The following is a 21,963-nucleotide window of genomic DNA, read 5'->3' as shown; positions in this document are numbered from 1 at the left end:
TCTCTGTAGGAGCTGCGGCACGCTGCGATCTGTTGATTTTGATTTTGAGAAACAAGATCAAAAGATCGCAGCCTCGTTTCACTCGACAGCTCCTACAGGGAGTACGGGTCGGGCGTTGGTTAGCGGGGCATATAGCCCAGTTGCCAGCGCCGCGGGATTTTCAGAGAGAGCAGCCCGATCGTCGCGGCCAGCAAACCGCTGACAAACATCGCTTTGAGTCCCAGATGGTGTTCCAGCACCGCCCCCAGAATCGCGCCGACAAACATCCCGCTCCAAGGCACCAGTTGCACGCGCCAGCCGCTGCGCCGTTCGCCGAGCATCCAGCGGCCCAGTCCTCGCCCGAATCGCGACAATGCACCCGTGACATAGGTAAGTCCGACCGGTAAACCATTCACTTCTTCGACGGAGGCATTGAGCATGCCCATCGCAATGATCGCCGCCATCAGCGCCGGCAGTTGTGTGTCGAATGGCCAGACCGCCGCCGCACAAAGCAGGGCGGCGATACACAGCAGCAGCGGTAACGCCCGGCGTCCGCCGAAACGTGCGACGACAACCCCCAAGGCATTCCCGACAATAAATGTTGCGACGAGGATCAACAGGCGCACAGTCAACCCGACGTCGCCATCACTGATCGCCACGGCAAGTCGGGTGGTGTTGCCGCTCATGAACGAGACGAAGTCACCGCTGGCCATAAAGCCAATGGCGTCGGTCATTCCGGCCAGCACCGAAAGGCTGGCCACCAGCGCCAGACCAATCCGCCCGCGCCACTTTTGTGTGTGCAGATGGCCGGGGCTGGCGCGGTGAGTCGAGGCGGATGGCAGCATGAGTGCGGTGTCCTGGGGCGACAGTTACGGTTCTATGCCATATAGATCGCAATATTCCAGCCAATCCATCCCGGCCATTTCCGCCACCTCACGGTGGACTTCCAGCCGCTGCGCCTGATACTCCTCAGGCGAATCAGCGGTCAGTTGCAAGGTCAACTCCCAGGCGAACAGCCCAAGACTTTCCGCCTCGGCTTCAAATGCTTCGTGCAGGCGCTCTTCACGATACTGCGCCTGAGTTTCGCCTTTGGCCTGGGCCAGCAACGGGTTGAGATGATCGAGGGTTTCGCGCAGTTCGGGACGCGCGTCGAGAAATACTTGCAGGGCATGTTCATGTCGCTGGTCGGTAGGCGCCATGTGGTTTCCTTATGAGGCTGATGAGCTTGGGTTGCCGCAGCGGCCTGCGTGTGTCGCGCTATAAATGCAGTAAAGCAGAACGATTTCTGCTGCTGCAATGATACAGTCCGCTTTTTTCTGAATGAGCGAATGCAATGCGAATTCTGATGGTAGCGCTGGCGGCGACGATGCTGGCCGGTTGCGCGGGTTCGGCGATGAACGATGCTCGCACTCAAGCCCCTTACAAGGTACTGACTTCGGACAAAGCCGAGAAAGTCGTGGCCCAGTGCGTGCAATTCGGCTGGCAGGATGAGGCGGTGTTCGGTGTCGATGCGGCGGCTTATCTGGAACCGCGCAAGCTCGGCGGGACGACGGTCTACACGCGTTCGGCGGAGTCGTTTGTGGACGTGATCACCGAAGCCTCGGGCACGACGTTGAATTACTACGCGCAGAAGGATGATTTTGTTGCCAAGCGCCGGTTGGCGGCGTTGGCGACCTGCCTCTGATCATGTGTTGACGCAGCTGTCGGCATCGTCGGAACGCCGCCCGGAGCAGGCTCACTCCTACAGTGGAATGCATTCCAGATGTGGGAGCGAGCCTGCTCGCGAAGGGGCCGCAACATTCAACCGATCAATCGCTTCTGGAAGAAATGCCGCTTATGCCCCAGTGGATAATCCAGAATCTCTCCGCATTCGCTGAATCCAAGCTTCTTGTAAAACTCCGGTGCCTGGAAGGAGAAGGTGTCGAGCCAGATGCCAACGCAGTCTTTTTCCCGTGCCAGATCTTCTGCCCTCTGCATCAACTGCGAGCCGATACCCTTGCCGCGACCTTGCTCCGGCACGGCCAGTAACTCAATGAACAGCCAACGATAGAACGTGTGGGCATACAAACCACCTAGAATCGCGTCGTGTTCATCACGTACTAACAGAGCGATCGGCTCGAAGGTCGACGGTCCGGCTTTGGCAACGTTGTGCGCACGCAGCGGCGCGAGGATGGCTGTGCGTTCTTCTTCGGTCGGGTTTTGTGACAGCTCGATACGCAGGTTCATGCATGACTTCCTTGTTGTTTGAGTTCGCAGCCTATCCTGCCGCGCGGTCATCTTCCAAGCCCCGTTTCAACCCTTTGGAACTGCCGCTCACGCGCCGGGGTCTAGCTGTTACAGCGTCATTCCAGCACGCGGTTGATGAGGACATCCCATGAACATTTTCGAAGCCCTTCGCGAAAGCCATGACCGCCAGCGTACGTACGCCAAGACGTTGATCGAAACCAGCGGTGACACGCCTGAGCGGGTCGAAGCCTACAAACAGCTCAAGGCAGAACTCCAGGCCCATGAAACCGCCGAAGAGCGCCATTTCTACATCCCGTTGATGGAGCTTGACGAGGGGGTCGATCTGAGCCGCCATGCCATCGCCGAACACCATGAAATGGACGAGATGATGGAAGAACTCGACGAGACCGAGATGTCCAGTCCGGCGTGGTTGGTAACTGCCAAGAAGCTGTCGGACAAGGTTCATCATCATTTGAAAGAAGAAGAGCAGAAATTCTTCCAGATGGCCGGCAAATTACTCAACGAAAAACAGAAAGTACAGCTCGCCGGTCAGTACGAAAAGGAGTTCAAGGCACAGCTGCCGTGAGTACTGAATGGCAGCTTTTGCAGCATTGACGTGTAATCCTTTGGCGTCATTTAGGGTGGGTTTTATCGCAATGGCTGTATATACATCCAGTGTTTGCGGTGTTTTCAGGTTTTAACGCCGCTAACTGCGACAAAACCGCCGATGGACAAAAAATCCGTCTCCGTTAGCTTGAAGGCCTCTCCTCGGAAAGGAGAGTTCTTAAATCAACGGAGTGAAAAACATGAATCAACCACAAACCCAACTGCGACACGGTCGTGTGATTTCCCCTGCAAGCCGCGGTGCGGTAGCGATCGAGCAAGGATTGCTCGGCGCCTGGCAGGTCAATGAAATGGAAGGCGGGAAAAATTTCCCGGCGCTGGCAGCGGGCCCGTTCCCGGCCCCTTACCAGACCGACTCGGACAGTGTCACGCCACCGGCTGATGGCTACATACTCAGCGGCGGCAAGAGCGATGCCCGCGATTGCGTGAACTTCACCAATGACGAAATGAGCAAGAAGCTCTCCCGTCCATTCACCTGGCCGCTGCTCAATGTCACCCCGGGGCAAACCCTCGAAATCAAATGGGAATACACCGCGCCGCACACCACCCGTGGTTACCGCTGGCTGATCACCAAGGATGGCTGGGACCCGAAACAACGCATCACTCGTGCGCAACTGGAAGCCCAACCGTTCTTCGAGGACTTCTACACTCAGGTGCCTTATTACAGCTACCCGAATGAGTTGAAGGCCAAGGTCAATCATGCGGTGAAACTACCGGCCAACAAGACGGGCCATCATGTGATCGTACTGATGTGGATCGTTGCCAACACCGGCAACGCCTTCTATCAGGCCTTCGACGTCGACTTCAAGTAACGGCGCTGCGTCGTCAAACCCACACGTTCTGAAGGATTAGAACATGTCAAAAATCGATTTCTCTTTAGTGCAAAGCGCGGTGAGCGATGCCGCCTCGCTGATGCCGAGCATTGCCGGTAAAAAGATCCTTATGGGCTTCTGGCACAACTGGCCGGCGGGCCCGAGCGACGGTTATCGCCAGGGTCGCTTCGCCAGCCTTTCGCTGGAGGAGGTGCCCAAGGAATACAACGTCGTTGCGGTCGCTTTCATGAAGGGCAGCGGGATTCCGACCTTCAAGCCGTTCAACGTTTCCGATGCCGAGTTCCGCCGTCAGGTCGGCGTACTCAACAGCCAAGGGCGGGCCGTATTGATTTCCCTCGGCGGTGCCGATGCGCACATCGAGTTGCGCAGCGGTCAGGAACAACCGTTGGCCAATGAAATCATCCGTCTGGTGGAAACCTACGGCTTCGACGGACTGGACATCGATCTTGAACAGAGCGCGATTGACTTCGCTGCCAACAAGACCGTCCTGCCGGCCGCGCTGAAACTGGTCAAGGATCACTACGCAGGCCAGGGCAAGCACTTCATCATCAGCATGGCCCCGGAGTTTCCGTACCTGACCAGCACCGGTAAATACGTGAGCTACCTGCAGGCACTGGAAGGCTACTACGACTTTGTCGCCCCACAGTTCTACAACCAGGGTGGCGACGGGGTCTGGGTGCCGGAGGCCAACAATGGTGCGGGTGCGTGGATTGCGCAGAACAACGATGCGCTGAAGGAGGATTTCCTCTATTACCTGACCGAAAGTCTGGTGACCGGCACTCGCGGCTTCACGCGGATCCCGGCGGACAAGTTCGTCATCGGCATGCCAGCCAACAATGATGCGGCGGCTACCGGTTATGTGATCGATAAAACCGTGGTCGGGAATGTCCTCAAGCGTCTGGCGATCAAGGGGCTGCCGATCAAAGGCTTGATGACCTGGTCGGTGAATTGGGACAACGGCACCAGCAAGGATGGCGTGCCGTACAACTGGGAGTTCAGCCGGCGTTATGGGCCGTTGATTCAGGGGGGGCGTTCCGTTGGGCAGGATGTCGATGACATGCAATCGCACATCGCCCGGTAGTTGCAAATAAAGAAGCCCGGTAGCGCTGCCGGGCTTTTATTTTTTAAACGGTTATTGCATCAAGTCGGTAATGGGTGCGTAGAGTCGAGTGACTCAATCCAACGTTTGTAGTGTTTTTTCTGCTCTTCTATGTCGCTCGTTAGATCGTTTTCCTCGTAATCAAAAATACGAACGAGGTCTTCCTCTTCGGTCGGATGTCCCGCTCTGACTTCGTAAGCGACCAGACCTGCTGACATTTGCGAGCTCATGCGGGAAGGGTGGACGTTTATTTTGGCGCCTTTGCATAGAAATTTGATGTCGGGGAAGTCTGCTCTGATCAAGCCGAAGCATTGGTATAGATCTTCGGAGGTACGCGTTGTTGATAAACCATCCTTGGTAGAAAAAATAAGCGTTTTCGTTTTTCTATCTACCACTAAACTCGCCGTTTCTTTGATTTTGTTTTTTATTATCTGGATTTCTATTTTTTTCACGGTCACTTCCTATAGGGGTTGGGTATCGAATAGCCGATGTACTCACCGTCCTCTGTAACGGGAGTGGCGCCAACAATGTCCCTATTGTTGATACCTCCGGGAACGGCTATTTCTACCTCACGACGGTGCGGCGACATGGCCCCCAACTCTTTGTTGACGTTAAGGCCACGTATATTTTTCAGGATATAAATGTATCCATCAGCAAATCCATGACCAGTTGCGAATTTCATCGCTTCTTTTTCGGATACGGTGGTACTGACGAACCAGCTAGGAGGACTCTTGTTATCCAGAGCATGCAGATACAAATCTGTGCTATCGCCCCATGGTTCAAACCCTGCTTCAAATACCTCCCAAGGCTCTCGATCGTCTCCACGATAAAGGTAGTAGTTTTCATGGTGTGGGGTGGGAGGCTTGGGTTCACCCTCATCAACCTTAGCCCCACCAATCCCGCCCGGCACCTCACACCCAGGTTTCTTCGGCGGCGGGCAGTTAGAGTTCAACCCCAACGGATCCACCCACCCCGTTGGATTCGGCACGTACTGGTACTGATTCAATCCACCGGCCAACTTGATCGGATCCGGCGTCAGGTACCGCCCCAGCCTCGGGTCGTAATACCGGTGCCGGTTGTAATGCAGGCCGCTTTCGCCGTCGAAGTATTGCCCCTGAAAGCGCAGCGGCTGGTTGAGGTAGTCCTCGCCGGCCAGGCTCAGCGCGGCGACCTTGCCGTAGGCGTCGTACTGCGCAGCCCAGACGATTTCTCCGCTGTAATCCGTGAGTTCCAGCGGGGTGCCGAGGTGGTCGAGTTGGTAATAGAACGGGCAGGCCTTTTTCGGGCCTTTACCGTCGAGCAGCGCCAGCGGGCGGAAGGTGCCGGGTTCGTAGACGTAGCTGCGGTATTCGTGTTCGCTGCTTTCGGCGACGAGGTGGTCGCCCTGCCAGAAGAACTCGGTGGTCTCACCGTTGACGGTTTTGCTGATGCGCCGGCCAAAGGCATCGTAGCGGTAACTGGCGGTCTGGCCGTCGGGGCGGGTCAGGCCGATCAGGCGGTGCTGGCTGTCGTAGCGGTATTCGGTGACGAGTGTCTGGGCGCGGCCGCGGCGTTCGCGGATCAGGTTGCCGAAGGCGTCGTAGTCATAGTGGCGGTCGCCCTGCATCAGCAGGCGATTGCCCGTGATCTGACTGGGGCCGGGGCGGTCCTGCATCAACAGGTTGCCGGCCGGGTCGTGGGCAAAGGATTCCGGCAGTTCGTCGCGCGAATGGCGCACGCGGATCAGCCGGTCGAGGGCGTCGTAGGCGTAGGTGCGCTGGCCGTGGCGGCTGTCGGCAATGTGAGCGAGATTGCCGTTGGCGCTGTAGGCATAATCGCGGCGGTACAACGAATCGCGCTGATGGCCTACGGCGTGGGCGGTTAATCGTCCCTGATCGTCGTAGGAGTATTCGCTGAGCAGCAAACCCTGTTGGCGTTGCAGTTCGCGCCCGGACTGGTAGACGTGGCGGGTCAGCGGCGTGCCGTTGAGGTCGATGTCGGTCAACGCGCCACCCTTGGCGTGGCGGTAGTCGAGCACGCTGTTGTCCGGCAGGCGCATGCGTTTGAGCTGGCCGCAGGCATCGTAGCGGTAGCGCAGAGTGCCCCAGCCCTGATGCTCGGTGATCAGCCGGTCCTGACGGTCGTACTCGAAGGCCAGCGGGTGTTGCTGGCCGTCGTCGACCCCAATCAAACGACCGAGTCGGTCGTATTGGTAGGTGACCTTGATCCCGTCGGGCAGGGTTTTGAGCAGAAGACGCCCGGCAGCATCGCGCTCGTAAGCAGTGGCCAGTTGCGAGCCGTCATCACCGAACTCGGTCTTCTCCAGCAGATGCCCATTGAGGTCATAGGCATACGCTGTACGCCGGCCGTCAAAACCGCTTTCCTGACGAATCAGCCCGGTCGGCGTGTAGTCCAGCCGATATTTTTCCCCGGACTCGTTTTCGATCTCGGTGAGCAATAACTGCGCATGGTCGTAGCGGTACTGCACCCGTGTGCCATCAGGGTTGATCCGCCGCGAAACCAAGTGCAGGTCATCGTCGTATTCATAACGAGTGATGCGCCCGAGTTCATCGCGCTCGGCAGTGACCTGACCGTAGGCGCCGTAGCTGTAGGCGCGGGTGCTGCCGTCAGGAAATGTCGTCTGAATCAGTCGGCCGACGGCGTCCCAATGTTGCCGGATGACCGCACCGTGTTCGTCGGCGGTGGTGGTCCGTCGCCCCAACGCATCGTAGGAAAAGCGCCGTACGCCGCCGTCGGGCAGCGTTTCTTCGGTCAACTGGCCGAGGGCATTCCAGGCCAGCCGATGCCGACTGCTGTCCGGATAGCGGATCGACAGCAACTGGCCACGGGTGTCGTAGTAGTAATGGGTAACCTGACCGTCGGGGTCGACCGCTTCGGTGACATCACCCTCGGCATTGCGCCGGTAGATCCACACCGCCTCGCCGCGCGAACGCCGATGCAGGAAACCGTTGCGATACTCGTAAGAAGTGGGCGCCTCGTCCGGTGGAATCAGCGCAATCAGCCGTCCGACCTCGTCGTAGCGGTAATCGGTGACGGCGCCCAAGGCATCCTGCTCGGCTATCAAGCGGCCCGAGGAGTCATAGGCCTTGAGCTGCTCGCCGCCATCGGCCTCGACCTTGCGCACCAGCCGCGCACGCTCGTCGTGGACGTACGTCTCTTCGGTGCCATCGACGTAATGCACCGCGACGCTGCCGTCGTCCTTCCAGACGTAACGGGTGTCCATCTGCGAAAACGACGCCCAGTGACGCACGCAACGCGCGGCTTTCCCCGACCGCTCCCATTCCCAGAAGAAACTCGCCCCACCGGCTAGTTGCCGCTTCAGGATCACGTGGGCGTCGTCGTAGTCGTAGCGCTCGCTGTCACCGACGGCGTTGCTGGCTTCGATCAGGTGCTGATAGGTGTCGCAGCGATAACTGACCAGCGCCTGTTCGGTGCTCCAGGCACCGTCACGAAACACCTGATAATCAACACCGAGCAATTGCGCGCGGTCATACCGCAACAGCAGCGAGCGTCCGGCGCCGTTATCCAGTCGCTGCACCCGGTCAGACCGATCGCGCTGCAGCGTCAGACGATTGCCATAGGCATCGCTGATCGCCGTCAGCCGTCCCGCACGAAAGTGATAAAACCGCGCTGTTTCCCCGGCCAGCGCGAGAATCAGCTCCTCCGGCTCATCGCCAAGAAAGATCGCCGCCCGCGACAAACTGTTGTGAATCGCCGGCTGTTCAATACTCGGCAACGGAAAACGGGTACGCCGGTTTTCGTGATCGACCCAAACAACCTCATCAGCGAAAAATTCCAGCCGATGCGCCAGCGAATGACTCCAGCCAAACCCCAACCCAACATCGATTTCGGCGGCGCTGGAGCGATACAACCGCGTGAACTCAAAAGGCAACACGCCATCGAGCACGGCATCAGTCAGGGTCAGCAGTTCTTCACCGGTGACCATCGACACCGGACAACCGTTGGTGCAGGTGCGCGGCACGCAATCGGCGCTGTCACCGTTGGGATTTTTCGCCTGATCCGGCGAATCGTCATGCGGCTCATGTCGCTCGATCCTGCTCGAACCGCCAGGCTTGTCACGCACAACAGGTGCCGGATTCGGCACGGTCAACACCAGCGAATCGGCCTGACGAATGTTCAGCGGTATCGCCGGTGTCGGTTTCAACTCAACGTCACGCACATTGAGCATCAGCGGCTTCAAAACGCTGGCATGCCGCGTCAAATCCGCCGAGGACGTCAGTTCGGCCAAGCGCAAAGCCGAAGCCGCCAGCCATTCCCGCGCGCGCGGCGACTTGATCTTCGCCAGCACCTTGCTGCTCAAGCGCAGCGGCACGCCGACGCCACCCGACAAGCCCATCAGCAGAAAACTGATCAGCAGTTCGACCCGCACCTCGGCCACCACTTCGGCCAGGTACTGCGGCGGCAGCATCTTCAGCCAACTGGTAAACGCGGCCAGATGAATAAACAGAAGAGGTTCGTCACTGAGGATCAGCAGACCGTTGGCGATGGCGTCGCTGGAGGCATTCAATAACGCCTCAAGCTCGGCCTCGCTGAGGTATTCCAGCAATTTTTCACTGTTGGCCTGCAAGTCGGCGAGCAGGGCGAATACCTGGCGGATGTCATCCCAGACGCCATTCAGAGCTTTCTCGAACCCGCGCCAGTCGGCCTGTTGCAACTGACCGTAACGCTGAAGAAACCCGGCGCTGGAAAACTCCGTCCACTGTGGTTGAAACTCGCGCCATTCCCCGCGTAACCAGCCCTCCAGGCCATCGATGATGCCCTGATAGGAGGCATACAACGCCTGCACATGGTCGGTGGAAACATCGGGAAAGAAGGTGATGCGATAACGCTGGCCCCGATCGCAATCGGTCACCTGCAGAATGCCGCTGGGGCCGATGGTGTGGTGCCGTGGTTCGCCGAAAGTCAGTACGCCGCCGACATCGCCAAGCACCGGTTCGAGCGTCACCGGCGTATCGCCGATCGGCACGAACCGCGCGGCCTCGAACATATGCACCAGCGTCAGCGACCCGCTGGCCGAGCACATGACCACCGATGAACTGAGGGATTGGCGCGACGTGATCGGCGCGCTGAGGCGCACGTCGTTACCGACGGTGAAGACCTGCTCGACATCCAGCGCGGTGCCTGTCCAGAACTGCTCGGCCCAGGCGTCGTAGTGGTTCAGGCACAGGCGGAATTCGCGGATCAGGTGTCCGAAGTCCGGCTCATCGGGATTCAAAGCAGCAACAACGAGCAGGCCGATGCTGTTGTTCAGGGCCAGCAGCCGATCGGTTGGAAGCATTCGCAGTCTCTCGCGCACATCAAAAAGGTGCGGGGACTTTGCGGGGGGTCAGTCAGGAAAGAAGTCGGGCGAGTAGGTGATGTCTGTAGGATGTTTCGACATTGTTTGTAGGGCGGTATAGGGTTTCGTTTTTTCGTTCACAAAAAAGGCCTTTTACCTACCCAGGTGCCTTCAATGACAAAAGGATCAAGCGTCATGTCCAACACAGCCGAGCGGGTCAACATCGTCGACACTCAGGTGTTGTCCCATGACTGGTATCTGCTGAAGAAAATCACCTTCGACTATCACCGCAACAATGGCGAGTGGCAGCGTCAGACCCGTGAGGTCTACGACCGTGGTAACGGTGCAGCGATTTTGTTGTTCAACCGCGAGCAGCGCACGGTGGTATTGACCCGGCAGTTTCGCTTGCCGGTGTTCGTCAATGGTCATGATGGTTTGCTGATCGAGGTGGCGGCGGGGTTGCTCGAAGGCGCGGCACCGGAGCAACGGATTCGCGACGAAGCCGAGGAAGAGACCGGTTATCGCGTACATGATGTGAAGAAGGTATTCGAGGCTTACATGAGCCCCGGCTCGGTGACCGAGAAGCTGCACTTTTTCATTGCCGAATACGACGCCGCATCGAAGGTCAGCGACGGTGGTGGTCTGGAAGAGGAGACCGAAGAACTGGAAGTGCTGGAATGGGCGTTCGATGACGCGCTGGCGGCGTTTCAGCGCGGTGAGATCTGCGACGCCAAGACCATCATGCTGTTGCAGTATGCGGCGATGAATAACTTGTTTGACTGATAAATCAAAAGATCGCAGCCTTCGGCAGCTCCTACAGGTCAACGCATTCCAGGGTAGGAGCTGCCGAAGGCTGCGATCTGACGGCTAAAACAAATCCCCGGTTTTGCCAATCTGCGACCAGTCGCCACCTTCAAGTGTCAGCAAGCGCTCTTTCGCCTCCAGGCCCCCGGCAAATCCGGTCAGTTTCCCTGACGCGCCGATCACCCGATGACACGGTGCCACAATGGAAATCGGGTTGCGTCCGTTCGCTGCGCCCACTGCCCGCACGGCGCTGGGATTGCCGATCTGTTCGGCAATCTGGCGGTAGGTCCGCGTCTCGCCAAATGGAATGGTCAGCAGCGCCGCCCAGACCTTTTTCTGAAAATCGGTGCCAGCGAAATCCAGTTCCAGATCAAAACAGTCACGCGTCCTGGAAAAATATTCTTCAAGTTGTCGAGCCGTTCGAATCAGGATCGGATTGTCGTGTGCCTCGCTCATCGGCCCGAGGCGCACGCGGTTCGGTTTGTCATTTTCCCAGAGGATGGCCGCCAGTCGTGAACCGTTCGCGACCAGCTTCAGCTCGCCGACGGGCGAGGGCAGGGTGATGAACGTATAGGACATGACGGCAGACTCCGGATCAGGACGGCAACAGCGCCCAGCATACTGCCTGAGCGGGGAGGCGCAATACGCAAAGCCGACCATACTGCTTGGTGCTCTTGCAGCGTTCCCCGCTCTGTTTTGCACAGACCCTTGAAAACAAAAAAAGAGATCGACTCATGAAGTACGAACCTTTGGCCAGATCGCTGATTGCGACCTCACTGGCACTCAGCTGTCTCATGGCTCACGCGGCGTCAGTCGCACCGGTTGCAGCCGAAAACGGCATGGTGGTTACCGCGCAGCATCTGGCCACTCACGTGGGCGTCGACGTATTGAAAAGTGGCGGCAATGCCGTCGATGCGGCGGTCGCTGTGGGTTACGCGCTGGCGGTGGTGTATCCCGCAGCCGGCAACCTCGGCGGTGGCGGCTTCATGACCATTCAATTGGCGGACGGGCGCAAGACCTTCCTCGATTTCCGCGAAAAGGCCCCGTTGGCGGCGACGGCCAATATGTACCTCGACAAGGAAGGCAACGTCATTCCCGACCTGAGCACCCGTGGCCACTTGGCCGTCGGCGTACCGGGGACCGTGTCCGGCATGGAACTGGCGCTGAGCAAGTACGGCACCAAGCCGCGCAAGGAGATGATTGCCCCGGCGATCAAACTGGCTGAAGACGGTTTCGCGCTGGAGCAGGGCGACGTCGAGTTGCTGGAATACGCCACCGATGTGTTCAAGAAGGACATGCGCGATTCCGGTTCGATTTTCCTGCACAACGGCGAGCCGATGCAGGTCGGACAGAAACTGGTGCAAAAGGATCTGGGTAAAACCCTGCGGACCATTTCCGAAAAAGGCGCCGATGGCTTCTATAAAGGCTGGGTCGCCGATGCCATCGTCACTTCCAGTCAGGCCAACAAAGGCATCATCACTCAGGCCGACCTCGACAAATACAAGACCCGCGAACTGGCCCCGGTGGAGTGCGATTACCGTGGTTACCACGTGGTCTCGGCGCCACCGCCAAGCTCCGGTGGTGTGGTGATCTGTCAGATCATGAACATCCTCGAGGGCTATCCGATGAAGGATCTGGGTTTCCATTCGGCCCAGGGCATGCATTATCAGATCGAAGCGATGCGCCACGCATACGTGGATCGCAACAGCTACCTCGGCGATCCGGATTTCGTGAAAAATCCCATCGAGCACCTGCTCGACAAGAACTACGCCACCAAACTGCGCGACGCCATCCAGCCACAGAAGGCCGGGGTCTCGGCTGAGCTGAAACCCGGCGTCGCACCGCATGAAGGCAGCAACACCACGCATTATTCGATCGTCGACAAGTGGGGCAATGCGGTCTCGGTCACTTACACCCTCAATGACTGGTTCGGCGCCGGTGTGATGGCCAGTAAAACCGGGGTGATCCTCAATGACGAGATGGACGACTTCACCTCCAAGGTCGGCGTGCCGAACATGTACGGCCTGGTGCAGGGCGAAGCCAACGCCATCGCTCCGGGCAAGGCGCCGCTGTCATCGATGAGCCCGACCATCGTCACCAAGGACGGCAAAGTGGTGATGGTGGTGGGCACGCCGGGTGGTAGCCGCATTATCACGGCGACTTTGCTGACCATGCTCAACGTCATCGACTACGGCATGGGCCTTCAGGAAGCGGTCGATGCGCCACGCTTCCATCAGCAGTGGATGCCGGAGGAAACCAACCTCGAGGACTTCGCCGCCAGCCCCGATACGCGCAAGATTCTCGAGAGCTGGGGCCACAAGTTCGCCGGCCCGCAGGACGCCAACCACATCGCCGCGATTCTGGTGGGGGCACCTTCGCTGGGCGGTAAGCCCGTTGGCAAAAACCGTTTCTACGGCGCCAATGATCCTCGCCGCAACACCGGCTTGTCACTGGGTTACTGAGGGGCGTAAAAAAGGGGCGGGCTCACGTCCGCCCCTGTCTCAAGGACTGATCAAGGAAGGCTCATCATGACCACCGCATTACTGATCATCGACGTCCAGCGCGCCCTCTGCTCGGGCGAATATCAGTGCCATGACATTCACCGGGTGATCGACACCATCAACGGTCTCAGCATCCGCGCCCGCCAGGCAGGTGTGCCAGTGGTGCTGATTCAGCACGAAGAGAAGGACAGCCCCTTGGCCCATGGTGCCGAAGGCTGGCAATTGGCCGAAGGGCTTGAGACATCGCCCAAAGACCTGCGCGTACGCAAAACCACCCCGGACTCGTTCTACCAGACTGACTTGCGCAAACTGCTGCCGAGCGAAGATTTCGAAAAACTGGTCATCTGTGGTCTGCAAACTGATTACTGCGTCAACGCCACCGTGCGTCAGGCCCATCAACTGGGTTATGACGTGGTGCTCGTTGCGGACGCCCATTCCACCGTCGACAACGGCAAAATGAGCGCCGAAGACATCATCGCCGAACACAACAAGGATCTGGCGCACCTGACCGGCTCCGTGGCGCGTATCGACGTCAAACCCGCAGCCGACATCACGTTCTGACAACCCACACAAAACCTGTAGGAGTGAGCCTGCTCGCGAAGGCAGTGTGTCAGTTGGCGCAGCATCGTCTGACTGGACGCTATCGCGAGCAGGCTCACTCCTACAGTGATTGCGAAACCCTGATTGCCATGTACATCAGGGATTTCCGCTGGCGGCACTGGCATACTGCCCGCCGTCCGAAGAATGGAATCTCTCGATGTTCGCTATTTCCCTGCGTCACGTTCTGGCGCTGACGTCCTTTGCATTTGCCTCCGTCACCCACGCCAGCAGTTTCGATTGCGCCAGCGCTGCCAGCAAAACTGAAAAAGCCATTTGCGCCGATTCGTACCTCTCGAATCTTGACCAGAAACTGGGTTCGCTTTGGCGTTCCACTCTGGCAGAGGTTGCCGATCCGAAGGCGCTTAAAACGGATCAGCGAGGATGGTTGAAGCAACGTAATCAATGTGAAGACCGGGTTCCCTGTTTGCGCCGGCAGTATTTGATGCGTCTCACGGCACTTGAATACATGGTCAAACCGTTTTCCTGGGACGCCACCTGGCAGCTCATTCCCTGGGGAGTTTCGGAAGGGGCAGAAATCACCACCAGGCGCCAGGATGCTTCTCACATCGCCTTTGATATTTCAGCCGCAAACGGCTCCCACTCGGGGGAACTGGAAGGCATTGCAACGATAAAGGGGACGCAGGCCCGATACGAGCAGGGAGAATGTGTCTTGACCTTCAAGGCTCTCAACGGCCTGATCGATGTAGTACAGGATGGCGCTGATTCCGATTGCGGCGCCGGCATGGGCGTTTACTACGGTGGACGGTATGTGCCATCGAAGCAGGCAGTCTTGGTCGACTATGATTTGCTCACGCTGGGTGTGGCACAAACCCAGCGGGAAAACGAAATCCTGCACACGCTGCTCAAGGACGACTATCAGACGCTACTGCAAAACTGCGGCTTGAAGATGGACGGTGAGTCCTCTGAAGACGTGCCGAACAGTGAGGTCAGCAACTATTGGGTCCGGGGATTGCCATCGAGCAACGCGGCGATTGTCATGCGTGCACCGAATGAGCAGTTCTGGATCATAGTCCTGGTACCCCAGTCCGGGGGTAAAACCCTTGCGCGTTACTACACCAATGTTGCGCAATGGAAAGGGCGTATGCCCGACGTCCTGCAAGCCTGGTATGCAAGTAAAGGCGGGGAAGGCCATATGCCTGTGGATTTCATGCCCTGACCCGCATCAATCCTGCTGGCGTCCGAGGGGTTGTGAAACCACAGCCCTTCAAGTCGCAAACAAAACCCCACGAATCTCGCCGACTCGCGGCGCTACGACCACGCCCTCAAGCACCATACGCGTAATCGTCTGCGCCGCCATTTGATAATCCTCATCCTGCGGCACTTCGCGCCCGGTGATCCGGCCCATTTGCCAGCCAATATTGGTGTACGTCCACGTCGCCGACCAGATGAACAGCATCAAATGCTCCGGGTCCACCGGCGCGAGCAAACCGCGTTCGATCCAGCTGCGCAGGCATTCAACATTGCGCCGCGCTTCGGTCCGCAACAGATCGCGGCACTCGTCGGGCAACTGTCGACCGCCAAGCAGTAACTCGCCACTGAACACCTTGGCAATCGCCGGATGTTCGCGGGCTATACCAATCCGCGCGGCGACGTAGGCGCGCAGCCCCGTCAGCGGATCATCGCTTTCACGCAGCACTGCCGAGGCCTCCAGCAGCGGTTCGACAAAACCCAGCAGCACTTTGCTGTAGAGGTTTTCCTTGGTCTGGAAGTAATAATACAGATTGGCCTTGGGCACCCCAGCACGCGCCGCGATATCGCGGGTCTGGGTGGCGTCGAAGCCGTTGGCGGCAAACTCCTCGCTGGCGGCGGCGAGGATCAACTGCTCGTTGCGGACGCGGATGGCACTCATGGACACACAGATTGGCTGGACGGCATGAAAAGGTTCTGGCGATTTCGGATTCGCAATATACAAAACTATATAGCGATGAGGCCAGTACACTCGACAGACAGCGCTATGATGATTCGATCATTGATTGGAAACGGAGCGAGGCCATGTCCCTTCATGCTTTGCGGGCCGACGCGACACATCTGGATGCGGTGGCGGCGTTGTTCGACGCTTATCGAAGCTTTTATCAGCAGCCGTCGAACCTTGAGCAATCGCGCGCCTTCATCGCCGAGCGCATGGCCGGTGACGAGTCAGCGATTTTTCTCGCTCAGGATGAGAACGGTGAAGCGCTGGGTTTCGTGCAGCTGTATCCGACATTCTCGTCAATCGATGCCCACCGCACCTGGCTGCTCAGCGACCTGTTCACTGCACCTGCCGCCCGTGGGCGCGGCGTTGGCCGACTGCTGATGAACACGGCGCGGGATTTTGCCTTGGCGACCGGCGCCAAGGGATTGGTGCTGGAAACCGCCACGGATAACTTCACGGCGCAAGGCTTGTACGAATCCCTCGGCTACGTACGCGACAGTGGTTTCTACACCTACATGCTCGACTTGCGGCAGGGCTGAGCAATTTTTTTGCCGATTTCGCCATTTCAGGCTTTCGCTGGAAGGCCGCTCTCTCTAGAATCCGCCCGGCCTTCGCAATGAAGGCTCAATGCCATCATTTGGTCGTGTACACATAGGGACGGACATCATGCAATTCGGGAAAATTCTGGCGCTGGGGCTGGTACTTGCGCTGGGCGGCTGTGCCAGTTTCACCAAAGACGAAGTGGCGCCGGTGACCATGCCGTCGATGGCCAGCTACACCAACAAGCCAAACGTCTACGTCGATTTCGATTTCTATCAGGGCGAGCCGAAAAGTGGTTCCGCCGTGGAAGTGCCGCAGGCACGTGATCAACTGAAACCACAGCTGCAAAAAATCCTTACCGATTCGGGTCTGTTCGGCCGTGTCACTCTGGACGAGTTCCAGAAGCAGCCGGGCGACTACAGCCTGCGTCTGAAAATGTACAACCATCCGCCGAATGCAGGTTCCATGGTGCTGGCCTTCATCAGCGGCTTCAGCATGATGGTGATCCCGGCGTACGGCACTGATCAGTACACCTTGAGCCTGGAAGGCATGGATGGCCAAGGTCAGGCCCTGACCACTGCGAGCAACCACGATGCGGTCGGTACCTGGATCGGCATCTGGTTTATCCCGCTGATGGCCAACACGACTAAAGACGCGGTAAATGACACCTTTACCCGTCAGGTCAACGCGTTGCTCAAGCAAATGGTTGATAACAAAAACCTGAAGTACTCGGCACTCGAAACCGGTATTCCACGGGTTTGAAGCGAAAAAAGAGCCGCAATCGCGGCTCTTTTTTTTGCCCTTATTTCAGGGCCTGAATGAACTGTGGATCGCTGTACAGTTCCTTCAGCAAATCGCGCACCATTGGGTTGTAAGCGTTGACCGCGTTCGGGATCGCAATGAAACCGAAGAAGCTGCTGCTCCACTGGCTGCTGACATCTTTGGTGGCGTCGTACACCACATCGTTGCCGTTGAGCAGTGTAAAGCGAGCGGCCAGTTTGCCGTCGCCGGTGCCCATGCCGGCGGACAGTTCGTTCTTCACCACCAGTACTTTCAACTGACGCTGCGCCTGTGGATCGAGCAGACCGGCCTTTCTCAGTTCTTCGGTGATCGCGTCCTGAATGTGCGCCGGGATGCTGCCGGACGGCGAGCGCACCGGGTTGGCGCGGACCACCAGCGAACCTTCACCGGATTCGGCGGTGACCTGAGGATTGCTGATCGCGTGCAGCGGCGGGGTCTGCTTGAGCTTCTGGACGTTCTCAAAGCTTGGCTCGTAGCGGGTCATGGTCATGCCACAGCCTTGCAGTAGCAGGGCCAGCATCGGGATCAACAACAGCGACTTCTTCACGGCAGTTCCTTGCGTGGGAATAGAGGAGGGCGCGAATTATGGGCAGAGTGCCATCATTGAGCAACCTCGTTCGCTTGCACGTTGAGCAAGTGCTCGATCTGCGCCAGTTCCCAAGTACTGAGCAAACTTACCGGGTCGGTGCCAAAACGCTGCCAGTGTTCTAGCGAGCCTTCTTGTCCATCGCCGCTGCGGGCATATTCACAGTGATGTAATCGCCCCCCGGCAAAATCCAGCAGCAGGCGCCAGCCGTCGATATCGACTGTGACCATTGCGGTCTCGACGGGTGCTTCGCAGACTTTGAACGCGAGCACTCCGAGTGCCGCTTCACGCAAACGCTGGCACACCTCGCGGGACGTCAGAAATGCAGACATGTCGAACTCAATGACCAGAGGAGCGCGCCAGCATAAAGCCCGAGCCGACAAGTGTCAGCGTTCACTGGCCCGATCCTGAACAATTCCGTAACATCCGCAACCCTCTTTTCCCCGAACACCTGCGGCCGTACTCGTCGGCCGCTCAGTCAGGTAAGCCATGAAACCGAAACGTCTGCGCGCCGATGTCCTGGCCGGACTCACCACCTCGTTTGCCCTGTTGCCCGAATGCATTGCGTTCGCGCTGGTGGCGCACCTCAATCCGCTGATGGGCCTGTACGGCGCTTTCATCATTTGCACACTGACCGCATTGTTCGGCGGCCGGCCGGGGATGGTCTCCGGTGCCGCAGGTTCGATGGCCGTGGTCATTGTCGCGCTGGTGGTGCAACAGGGCGTGCAGTATCTGCTGGCGACGGTGCTGCTCGGCGGTCTGATCATGATGGCGTTCGGGCTGCTGCGCCTGGGCAAACTCGTGCGCATGGTGCCGCACCCGGTGATGCTCGGCTTCGTCAATGGCTTGGCGATCATCATTGCGCTGGCGCAACTGGAGCATTTCAAGAGCGGTGAGGACTGGCTCAGCGGCACGCCGTTGTACCTGATGACCGGTCTGGTGGCGCTGACCATGGCCATCGTCTACATTCTGCCGCGCCTGACCAAAGCAGTGCCGCCGGCACTGGTGGCGATCCTTGGCGTCGGTTTGCTGGTTTATCTGTTCGGCCTGCCGACCCGCACCCTCGGCGACATGGCGCACATTGCCGGCGGCCTGCCGACGTTCGCGCTGCCGGACATTCCGTGGAACCTGGACACCCTGCGCATCATCGCCCCGTACGCGATTCTGATGGCGCTGGTCGGTCTGCTGGAAACCTTGCTGACCCTGAACCTCACCGATGAAATCACCGAAACCCGTGGCTACCCGGATCGCGAATGCGTGGCGCTCGGTGCGGCGAACGTGGTGTCCGGCGCGTTCGGCGGCATGGGCGGTTGCGCGATGATCGGCCAGACCGTGATCAACCTCAGTTCCGGTGGTCGCGGGCGTTTGTCCGGGGTGGTCGCGGGCGTGCTGATTCTGTTGTTCATTTTGTTTCTGTCACCGCTGATCGAGCGCATTCCGCTGGCCGCATTGGTCGGCGTGATGTTCGTAGTGTCGCAGCAGACCTTCGCCTGGGCGTCGCTGCGGGTGGCGAACAAGGTTCCGCTCAACGATGTGCTGGTGATCATCGCCGTGACCACGATCACCGTGTTTACCGATCTGGCCACGGCGGTGCTGTGCGGGATCATCATCGCTGCGCTCAACTTCGCCTGGCAGCAAGCCCGCGAGTTGTACGCCGATGAGCATCTGGAGAGCGACGGCAGCAAACTCTATCGCCTGCACGGCACGCTGTTCTTCGCCTCGACCACGCCGTTTCTCAACCAGTTCGACCCGGCCAACGACCCGCAAAAGGTCACGCTGGACTGTCGCCACTTGAGCTTCGTCGATTACTCGGCGATCGCCGCGTTGAAAACCCTGCGTGAACGCTACGCCAAGGCCGGCAAGCATGTGCAGGTATTTCATCTGTCGGAGCGCTGCAAGAAGTTGCTCAAGCGCGCCGGTGTCGATCACGACTGAGTCGGGCTCCGATCAGCCCTTGAGCCAGGTCTTGCCGAGGATGCGCGAGACCTGATCGGCAGAGTAGGGCTTGGGCAGAAAGTCGTAACCTTCGTAACCGCTGCGCGCCAGTTCTTCGCTGTAGCCCGAGGTCAGCACCACCGGCAGGTCCGGGCGTCGCTGGCGCAGCTCTTTGGCCAGCGCGACGCCGCTGATCCCCGGCATCACCACGTCGGAAAACACCGCATCGAACGCCATGGCATCGGCGCCCACCAGTTGCAACGCTTCTTCGGCGTTGGTCGCCCAAGTGGTTTCGTAACCCAGATCCTCAAGGATCTGCTGGGCGAAACGGCCGACATCGAGATTGTCCTCGACCACCAGCACCCGACGGCGGATATCCGCCGTTGGCGTCTCCTTGATTTCGATGTCTTCCGGCGCTGCGACCACGCTGGCGCTGACTTGCGGCAGGTAGAGCGTAAACACCGTGCCCTCGCCAACCACGCTGGATACATCGACGTTACCGCCCGACTGCTTGGCGAAGCCGAACACCTGCGACAACCCAAGGCCGGTGCCTTTGCCGACATCCTTGGTAGTGAAGAACGGTTCGAAAATATGCTCGAGGGTTTTTGCGTCGATGCCGGTGCCGTTGTCGGTCAGGGTAATTGCCACGAACGGACTGCGCGAACCGGCATGCGCACGAATCGCCGGCAACGGTTTGCCGCCTTCCAGTCGCAGCTTCAGCAGACCCTGACCGTCCATGGCATCGCGGGCGTTGAGGGCAATGTTGATCAGCGCGGTCTCGAACTGGCTCAGGTCGGCGCGGATGTAGCACGGCTGATCCGGACGCTCGACGCTGATATGAATCTGCGCGCCAGTCACTGATTCGAGCATTTCGCCAATGTTCGCCAGCCGCTCACCGGCATCGACGACTTCCGGGTTCAACGGCTGACGACGGGCGAAGGCGAGCAGTTGGCTGGTCAGTTTCGCCGCGCGTTCGACCGTATCGGACACTGCGCGCATGTAGCGCTGGCGGCGCTCGTCGGAGAGGTTCGGCAGCCGCAGGAAGTCCACCGAGGAACGAATGATCGTCAGCAGGTTGTTGAAGTCATGGGCCACGCCGCCGGTGAGCTGGCCGATGGCTTCGAGTTTCTGCGACTGGCGCAACGCCGATTCGGCATGGGCCAGGCGCACGCTGCGCTCCTCGACCCGCTGCTCCAGCGTGGCATTGAGTTCCTCCAGCGCCAGCAGGCCCTGACGCACTTCGGCGTCGGCGCGCACGCGCTCGATGTGCGCCCAGCAGCGTTCGGTCACTTCACTCAACAGCGCCTGTTCGAACCGCGACCAGGCGCGTGGTTGCTTGTCGTGAATGGCCATCAGCGCGGTCAACCGGCCTTGCTTGATCAGCGGCATGCAAATGGTCGCGGTGAGGCCGATGGCCTGGAATGTCGCCGATTCCTCGGGCGGCAGTTCGGTGCGGTTGTCGTGGATGATCAACGGCTGGCCGGCGTGCAGCAGGGTCACGGCTTTCTCGCCGAAGTCGCGCAAGCTGTAGTGCCCGACGATGCTTGGCGAGCCCGCCGCGGCAAAGTCGCCGCGAATGGTGAAGCCGTCCTCGTCGGCATCCATGTCGGCATAGGCGCAATTGGACAGGTTAAGGTGCTCGACCATCAGGCGCGTGCTTGCGGCGAGAATCGCCTCGGCGTCGCTGGCGTTGGTCACCGCGTTGCCGATCGCCTCCAGCACAGCGAGGCGCTGGTTGAGAAAAACGGTTTGAGTGGTTTCGGTCACAGTGTCGAGCAGGCCGACGATGTGGCCTTGGGAGTCGCGAATCGGGCTGTAGCAAAACGTGAAATATGCCTGTTCCGGGCCCGCGCCGCGTTCCACCACCAGAGGAAAGTTTTCGATATAGGTGGCTTTGCCGGCAAACGCAGCCTCGGCAATCGGGCTGATCTCGCGCCAGGCTTCTTGCCAGACTGTACTGAAAGGACGCCCGAGCGCCTGCGGTTTGTTGCCGAGGATCGGCCTGAACGCGTCGTTGAAGAGAGTGATCAATTCAGGGCCCCAGACAATCGCCTGAGGAAAATGCGAAGCGAGACAGAGCGAGACGGTGGTCTTGAGTACATCCGGCCAGTGTTCCAACGGGCCGAGGGGCGTGCTCGCCCAGTCGTGCCTGCGGATCTGTTCGGCCATCTCGCCGTTGTCTTGCAACCAGTTTGTCATAGGG

Annotated in this window: 21 protein-coding genes; 11 read left to right on the top strand and 10 right to left on the bottom strand. The window is 59.0% G+C overall.

Going from position 1 to position 21,963, the window contains the following annotated elements:
* Positions 1–119: 119 nt before the first annotated feature.
* Positions 120–824 carry a YoaK family protein gene (locus tag AK821_RS16460; protein WP_064390657.1) on the bottom strand — a complete coding sequence of 235 codons (705 nt, stop codon included), beginning with the start codon at positions 822–824 and terminating at the stop codon, positions 120–122.
* A 24-nt stretch (positions 825–848) separates the two neighbouring features.
* The gene (locus AK821_RS16455) at positions 849–1,178 is read right to left on the bottom strand and encodes a DUF6388 family protein (RefSeq protein ID WP_064390656.1); all 330 of its coding nucleotides are present in this window, start codon (positions 1,176–1,178) and stop codon (positions 849–851) included.
* Between the two features lie 134 nt (positions 1,179–1,312).
* On the opposite strand from AK821_RS16455, the gene AK821_RS16450 reads away from it, so the two are divergent.
* Positions 1,313–1,663 (top strand): hypothetical protein, encoded by a 351-nt coding sequence (locus AK821_RS16450; protein WP_064390655.1) that lies wholly within the window; start codon positions 1,313–1,315, stop codon positions 1,661–1,663.
* A 116-nt stretch (positions 1,664–1,779) separates the two neighbouring features.
* On the opposite strand, the gene AK821_RS16445 is transcribed toward AK821_RS16450, so the two are convergent.
* Entirely contained in the window at positions 1,780–2,205 is a 426-nt protein-coding gene (locus AK821_RS16445) for a GNAT family N-acetyltransferase (RefSeq protein WP_064390654.1), read from the bottom strand.
* Positions 2,206–2,353: 148 nt separating this feature from the next.
* Between AK821_RS16445 and AK821_RS16440 the strand changes: the two genes are divergently transcribed.
* The 3 genes from AK821_RS16440 (at position 2,354) to AK821_RS16430 (ending at position 4,743) form a co-directional block, all read left to right on the top strand.
* Positions 2,354–2,791, top strand: coding sequence for a hemerythrin domain-containing protein (locus AK821_RS16440; RefSeq protein ID WP_064390653.1), 438 nt, complete (start codon positions 2,354–2,356; stop codon positions 2,789–2,791).
* Positions 2,792–3,011: 220 nt separating this feature from the next.
* Complete coding sequence (locus AK821_RS16435) at positions 3,012–3,641, top strand: lytic polysaccharide monooxygenase auxiliary activity family 9 protein (RefSeq protein WP_064390652.1); 630 nt, start codon at positions 3,012–3,014, stop codon at positions 3,639–3,641.
* 43 nt (positions 3,642–3,684) lie between these two features.
* Entirely contained in the window at positions 3,685–4,743 is a 1,059-nt protein-coding gene (locus AK821_RS16430) for a chitinase (RefSeq protein ID WP_064390651.1), read from the top strand.
* Between the two features lie 59 nt (positions 4,744–4,802).
* Here the strand turns inward: AK821_RS16430 and AK821_RS16425 are convergent, their stop codons facing one another.
* Together AK821_RS16425 and AK821_RS16420 are read right to left on the bottom strand one after the other, a co-directional pair.
* Positions 4,803–5,213: a hypothetical protein gene (locus AK821_RS16425; RefSeq protein WP_064390650.1), complete on the bottom strand. Its 411-nt coding sequence runs from the start codon at positions 5,211–5,213 to the stop codon at positions 4,803–4,805.
* Positions 5,214–5,215: 2 nt separating this feature from the next.
* Positions 5,216–10,060 carry an RHS repeat-associated core domain-containing protein gene (locus tag AK821_RS16420; protein ID WP_064390649.1) on the bottom strand — a complete coding sequence of 1,615 codons (4,845 nt, stop codon included), beginning with the start codon at positions 10,058–10,060 and terminating at the stop codon, positions 5,216–5,218.
* 195 nt (positions 10,061–10,255) lie between these two features.
* On the opposite strand from AK821_RS16420, the gene AK821_RS16415 reads away from it, so the two are divergent.
* On the top strand, positions 10,256–10,843 hold the full coding sequence (locus tag AK821_RS16415; protein ID WP_064390648.1) for an NUDIX domain-containing protein: 588 nt from the start codon (positions 10,256–10,258) through the stop codon (positions 10,841–10,843).
* 84 nt (positions 10,844–10,927) lie between these two features.
* Here the strand turns inward: AK821_RS16415 and AK821_RS16410 are convergent, their stop codons facing one another.
* Positions 10,928–11,443, bottom strand: a complete 516-nt coding sequence (locus AK821_RS16410; RefSeq protein WP_064390647.1) for a methylated-DNA--[protein]-cysteine S-methyltransferase — start codon at positions 11,441–11,443, stop codon at positions 10,928–10,930.
* Positions 11,444–11,598: 155 nt separating this feature from the next.
* On the opposite strand from AK821_RS16410, the gene ggt reads away from it, so the two are divergent.
* The 3 genes from ggt (at position 11,599) to AK821_RS16395 (ending at position 15,142) form a co-directional block, all read left to right on the top strand.
* Entirely contained in the window at positions 11,599–13,326 is a 1,728-nt protein-coding gene (gene ggt / locus AK821_RS16405; protein WP_064390646.1) for a gamma-glutamyltransferase, read from the top strand.
* A 66-nt stretch (positions 13,327–13,392) separates the two neighbouring features.
* A complete protein-coding gene (locus tag AK821_RS16400) occupies positions 13,393–13,926 on the top strand; it encodes a cysteine hydrolase family protein (RefSeq protein ID WP_064390645.1) in 534 nt (177 codons plus the stop codon).
* A 196-nt stretch (positions 13,927–14,122) separates the two neighbouring features.
* Positions 14,123–15,142 (top strand): lysozyme inhibitor LprI family protein, encoded by a 1,020-nt coding sequence (locus AK821_RS16395; protein WP_064390644.1) that lies wholly within the window; start codon positions 14,123–14,125, stop codon positions 15,140–15,142.
* Between the two features lie 48 nt (positions 15,143–15,190).
* On the opposite strand, the gene AK821_RS16390 is transcribed toward AK821_RS16395, so the two are convergent.
* Positions 15,191–15,835 carry a TetR/AcrR family transcriptional regulator gene (locus AK821_RS16390; protein ID WP_064390643.1) on the bottom strand — a complete coding sequence of 215 codons (645 nt, stop codon included), beginning with the start codon at positions 15,833–15,835 and terminating at the stop codon, positions 15,191–15,193.
* A gap of 143 nt (positions 15,836–15,978) precedes the next feature.
* On the opposite strand from AK821_RS16390, the gene AK821_RS16385 reads away from it, so the two are divergent.
* Positions 15,979–16,437 (top strand): GNAT family N-acetyltransferase, encoded by a 459-nt coding sequence (locus tag AK821_RS16385; protein WP_064390642.1) that lies wholly within the window; start codon positions 15,979–15,981, stop codon positions 16,435–16,437.
* Positions 16,438–16,564: 127 nt separating this feature from the next.
* Positions 16,565–17,200: a hypothetical protein gene (locus AK821_RS16380; RefSeq protein WP_064390641.1), complete on the top strand. Its 636-nt coding sequence runs from the start codon at positions 16,565–16,567 to the stop codon at positions 17,198–17,200.
* A 40-nt stretch (positions 17,201–17,240) separates the two neighbouring features.
* On the opposite strand, the gene AK821_RS16375 is transcribed toward AK821_RS16380, so the two are convergent.
* Both AK821_RS16375 and AK821_RS16370 read right to left on the bottom strand, forming a co-directional pair.
* Positions 17,241–17,786 (bottom strand): hypothetical protein, encoded by a 546-nt coding sequence (locus tag AK821_RS16375; protein ID WP_064390640.1) that lies wholly within the window; start codon positions 17,784–17,786, stop codon positions 17,241–17,243.
* A gap of 53 nt (positions 17,787–17,839) precedes the next feature.
* The gene (locus AK821_RS16370; protein WP_064390639.1) at positions 17,840–18,157 is read right to left on the bottom strand and encodes a DUF7693 family protein; all 318 of its coding nucleotides are present in this window, start codon (positions 18,155–18,157) and stop codon (positions 17,840–17,842) included.
* 157 nt (positions 18,158–18,314) lie between these two features.
* On the opposite strand from AK821_RS16370, the gene AK821_RS16365 reads away from it, so the two are divergent.
* Positions 18,315–19,760, top strand: a complete 1,446-nt coding sequence (locus tag AK821_RS16365) for a SulP family inorganic anion transporter (protein WP_064390638.1) — start codon at positions 18,315–18,317, stop codon at positions 19,758–19,760.
* Between the two features lie 12 nt (positions 19,761–19,772).
* Here AK821_RS16365 and AK821_RS16360 read toward each other — a convergent pair whose 3' ends face one another.
* Positions 19,773–21,959, bottom strand: coding sequence for a GAF domain-containing hybrid sensor histidine kinase/response regulator (locus AK821_RS16360; RefSeq protein WP_064390637.1), 2,187 nt, complete (start codon positions 21,957–21,959; stop codon positions 19,773–19,775).
* Positions 21,960–21,963 lie beyond the last annotated feature (4 nt).

Origin of the sequence: Pseudomonas sp. RIT-PI-r (genome assembly GCF_001297015.1) — a bacterium.
Classification (GTDB): Bacteria; Pseudomonadota; Gammaproteobacteria; order Pseudomonadales; family Pseudomonadaceae; genus Aquipseudomonas.
This window is presented reverse-complemented; position numbering and strand designations above follow the sequence as displayed.

What these genes read in the sequence shown, in the direction of transcription:
- AK821_RS16360 (WP_064390637.1), bottom strand. Translation starts at nt 21,959, where the DNA reads ATGACAAACTGGTTGCAAGACAACGGCGAGATGGCCGAACAGATCCGC.
- AK821_RS16460 (WP_064390657.1), bottom strand. Translation starts at nt 824, where the DNA reads ATGCTGCCATCCGCCTCGACTCACCGCGCCAGCCCCGGCCATCTGCAC.
- AK821_RS16445 (WP_064390654.1), bottom strand. Translation starts at nt 2,205, where the DNA reads ATGAACCTGCGTATCGAGCTGTCACAAAACCCGACCGAAGAAGAACGC.
- AK821_RS16410 (WP_064390647.1), bottom strand. Translation starts at nt 11,443, where the DNA reads ATGTCCTATACGTTCATCACCCTGCCCTCGCCCGTCGGCGAGCTGAAG.
- AK821_RS16435 (WP_064390652.1), top strand. Translation starts at nt 3,012, where the DNA reads ATGAATCAACCACAAACCCAACTGCGACACGGTCGTGTGATTTCCCCT.
- AK821_RS16455 (WP_064390656.1), bottom strand. Translation starts at nt 1,178, where the DNA reads ATGGCGCCTACCGACCAGCGACATGAACATGCCCTGCAAGTATTTCTC.
- AK821_RS16385 (WP_064390642.1), top strand. Translation starts at nt 15,979, where the DNA reads ATGTCCCTTCATGCTTTGCGGGCCGACGCGACACATCTGGATGCGGTG.
- ggt (WP_064390646.1), top strand. Translation starts at nt 11,599, where the DNA reads ATGAAGTACGAACCTTTGGCCAGATCGCTGATTGCGACCTCACTGGCA.
- AK821_RS16365 (WP_064390638.1), top strand. Translation starts at nt 18,315, where the DNA reads ATGAAACCGAAACGTCTGCGCGCCGATGTCCTGGCCGGACTCACCACC.
- AK821_RS16430 (WP_064390651.1), top strand. Translation starts at nt 3,685, where the DNA reads ATGTCAAAAATCGATTTCTCTTTAGTGCAAAGCGCGGTGAGCGATGCC.
- AK821_RS16450 (WP_064390655.1), top strand. Translation starts at nt 1,313, where the DNA reads ATGCGAATTCTGATGGTAGCGCTGGCGGCGACGATGCTGGCCGGTTGC.
- AK821_RS16400 (WP_064390645.1), top strand. Translation starts at nt 13,393, where the DNA reads ATGACCACCGCATTACTGATCATCGACGTCCAGCGCGCCCTCTGCTCG.
- AK821_RS16390 (WP_064390643.1), bottom strand. Translation starts at nt 15,835, where the DNA reads ATGAGTGCCATCCGCGTCCGCAACGAGCAGTTGATCCTCGCCGCCGCC.
- AK821_RS16380 (WP_064390641.1), top strand. Translation starts at nt 16,565, where the DNA reads ATGCAATTCGGGAAAATTCTGGCGCTGGGGCTGGTACTTGCGCTGGGC.
- AK821_RS16420 (WP_064390649.1), bottom strand. Translation starts at nt 10,060, where the DNA reads ATGCTTCCAACCGATCGGCTGCTGGCCCTGAACAACAGCATCGGCCTG.
- AK821_RS16415 (WP_064390648.1), top strand. Translation starts at nt 10,256, where the DNA reads ATGTCCAACACAGCCGAGCGGGTCAACATCGTCGACACTCAGGTGTTG.
- AK821_RS16440 (WP_064390653.1), top strand. Translation starts at nt 2,354, where the DNA reads ATGAACATTTTCGAAGCCCTTCGCGAAAGCCATGACCGCCAGCGTACG.
- AK821_RS16370 (WP_064390639.1), bottom strand. Translation starts at nt 18,157, where the DNA reads ATGTCTGCATTTCTGACGTCCCGCGAGGTGTGCCAGCGTTTGCGTGAA.
- AK821_RS16395 (WP_064390644.1), top strand. Translation starts at nt 14,123, where the DNA reads ATGTTCGCTATTTCCCTGCGTCACGTTCTGGCGCTGACGTCCTTTGCA.